This window comes from bacterium, assembly GCA_035281585.1.
GTDB lineage: Bacteria > UBA10199 > UBA10199 > DSSB01 > DSSB01 > DATEDP01.
The window spans coordinates 1-3,119 of sequence record DATEDP010000161.1; the positions used below are offsets into that span (position 1 = coordinate 1).

Here is a 3,119-nt window from a genome sequence, read left to right on the forward strand (position 1 = left end):
GGCAACGAGACGGCCGACCAGAATTTCTGGAAGGATCTCAAGACCAATACGGCCCTCTTCCTCGCGATGCGGGGCATGCACCTCGGCAGCGCGGCCTTCGGCGAGAAGGTCTTGGCGACCGGGAAGCTCGGCAAGTGGGCCGGCAGCCCGGTGGCCGGCGAGAGCGCCGGCGCCCTCCGGACCTTGCCGACCAAGCAGATGGTTTGGATGCCTTCGGGCAACGGCAGCGGCGTGCCCCAGCTCACCGTCGCCGGCGAGCGGGTGGTCGGAGCCTTGAACCACGGCGGCGCCCTCGCGGCGATGTACTACACTCCGCGGGCCGTCAACGGCATCGGCGGATGGTTCGGCAAGCCGAACCTGGTCGACGCCCCGGGCCTCGACGACACCTTCTTGATGTATATCCACGCCATGGCCGGCTACAACATCAGCAATGCCGCCACCGGCGGGCGCTTGAACATGGGCCTCGCCAGTCTCAACATGCGGATGCGCAACCTCGAAGGAGCTCATTCGGTCGAGGGAATCAAGCAGCAGATTTCCGAGCTCAACACCGAGAAGAAAAATCTTGAGGCGAGCAAGGAAGGTCTCAACGACTCGGCCAAGAGCGGGGTCGACGGCAAGATCCACAAGCTCGACGGCCAAGTCCTCAACCTCAAGAAGAAGCTCCGCAAGGCCGAACAAGCCGCCAAGCCGGCCGCCGAGCTGGGCGCGCCCAAGGCCAAGGCCGAGCAGGGCGATTTGGTCCAGCTCTTCGAGAGCAAGCCCGAGCAGCTGATTCTCGCCGACGCGGCGAACGATTCGACGCTCGCCGTCCGGCCGCTCAAGGCCGGCGAAGAGATTCCGCTCGACAGCCATTTGCTGGGCCGTGAAGGCTCGGACCTGGTCCTCAAGCGGGACGCCGAAGGCAAGCTGACCCTCCACGACAACCAGAAGGCCAATGCCGAGCCCGATTCCGCCAATGGCGAGCCGGTGCCGGCTCCGGCCACCGTCCAGCACAACGGCAAGGATGTCACCGGGCCGGTGGTTTTGGCCGAGGGCGACGTCATCTCGGTTTCGGGCAAGGAAGTCCGCATCGGTATCGCCTCGCCTTCGCCGCTCGAAGCGGTGATGGCCCAGGTGCCGCGGGCTCAGCAGCTCAGCCTGGCCCGGCAGATCGGCAAGGCCAAGAAGATTTCCGATCTCTTCAAGCGCCTTCGCGACAGCGCCCATGGCGGCGCCGGCGAAGTCATGATGATCACGGCCGAAGTCCTCGCGGGCCGGCGGACCGTCGAAAGCCTCCCGACCCAGCTCGGCCTGCGGGCGAAGGTCCGGTCTTTGATCGAAGGCCAGGTCAAGGAATGGAAAAATGAGGGCCTTAGCGTCGACGGCCATGCCCTCAAGGAAGGCGTCCTGCCCAAGGAAGCCTCCAACGCCGAGGTCGAGTACCACACCCTGCGGGCGGTGATCGCCCTCAAGTCCGGGGTCGAAAGCTCGCGCACGATGTTCGATCTGCTGCAAGCCCTCGGCCAGTCGACGCTCCAGACGGTCGGCGGCGTTTCGACCAAGCAGATCTTCGACAGCCTCGGACTGGAGCAGAAGCGCGGCTTCTTGGACCAAATCACCAAGACCGAGGCCGGGCTCCGCGAAAAAATCCGCCTGCTCGAGCGGGGAATCAATCGCCAAAAGAAGTCCTGGCGCAAGACCGACAAGGAATTGATCGAGGTCCAGGAGAAAAACCGCGACGAGATGCTGGAGAAGGCCGAGGGCCTCAAGGCGCTCATCGAGCTGCTCAAGGCCGAGGTCGAGGCCGGCGACGCGGCCACCGCGGCCGGCGAGGGCCGGAAGTTGGCCGACATCATCCAGGACCTGCCGCGCGAGCTGGGCATCCGCCAAAAGGCCCAGGATGCCTTCGAGCAGTCCTTGAACGCCGTTTACGCCACGACCTACTCGGAGAAGGAGAAGGCCGACTTCCTGAAGATCGCCAAGCGCTTCCTCGGCGCCAGTGCCGAGGTCGATTTCCCGCAGGCCCAGACGCTGCTGCGCTCGCTGTTGGACAACGGGAATTGGCAAGGCAACCTCCTGCTTGGCCGCTTGAAACCGGCGGAGCTGGAGCTGGCGATGAAGGTCTACTTCGGCTCGGCGACCGGTCGAAACCTCTCGCCCGAGCAAGCCTTCAGCCTGGCCAACGCCCTGTCCCGGACTCCGTTGAAGGAAAATTTCGGTATCGTGCTTTCGCAGTCCGAAGGTTCGAGCCGGCTGGACCTGGTTCGAAGCGAGAAAGGCGATTTCACCGCCCAAACCTCGAAAGACGGCAATGTCATGCTCCTGGTCACCCATCCCACCGGCAAGTCCAAGGAGCTGGAGATCGGCCGCCAAGAGCTGATCGACTTCGTCGAGCAAGCCAAGAAGGATTGGAATGAAACCGGCGGCTCGGCTCGGACCATGGCCCGCTCCTCGCGGCAGCTCAGCGACAGCCAGCTTTACTTCGATCCCGAAACCCGCAGCTATCAAACTTGGATCGCCGATGGCCGCGGCCTTTCGAAGGTTCGAGTGACCCTCGACCCGAACGGCGAAGTCGAATCGATCCAGGTCAAGTACGCGCCTCGCCCCGGCGAAAACAAGCGAATCGCCGCCAAGATTCCCGCGAGCCTTGCCGAGTATCAAGGCAAGGACGGAGCGGCGGTGCCGGTCGAGAAGCAGGCGGTGGAATATCAAGCCCTGGCCAAGGAGCTGCCTTTCGAAGTCAAGGGCCCGACTTGGGCCTACCGGGCTCTTCGCCAAACGAGCCGCATCAGCGACGGTGTCAGGTATGTGCCCTCCCGGGTGGGAGACGGCGCGGCCTGGGTCGGGAGCAAGATTCCGCGCCCTCGTTTTTCGAAACCCGCGGCCAAGAACGAGCCGGCCAAGCCGGTCGCCGACGCCAAGCCCGCGACGGGCTCCTCGGAGCGTTCCTTCGCCCGCGGCGCCATGGCTCTGCTCGGAAAAATTCCGGGCTTTGGTCCGCGCAAGCCCAAAGTGGACCCGAAGCCGGCTCCCCAAGCCGATTCAAAACCGGCTCCGACCCAGCCCGAAGCCCAGCCGGTTCCGCCGCCCAACGCCCCCAAGAGCGAAGGGGTGCGCCCGACCTTGCCCGACGGCTTGAA

Annotated in this window: 1 protein-coding gene; it reads left to right on the plus strand. The window is 64.7% G+C overall.

What is annotated here, in order from left to right; genetic code table 11:
* Window positions 1-3,119, plus strand: a 3,119-nt coding sequence (locus VJR29_14410; protein HKY64595.1) for a hypothetical protein, incomplete at both ends; no start/stop codon positions are given.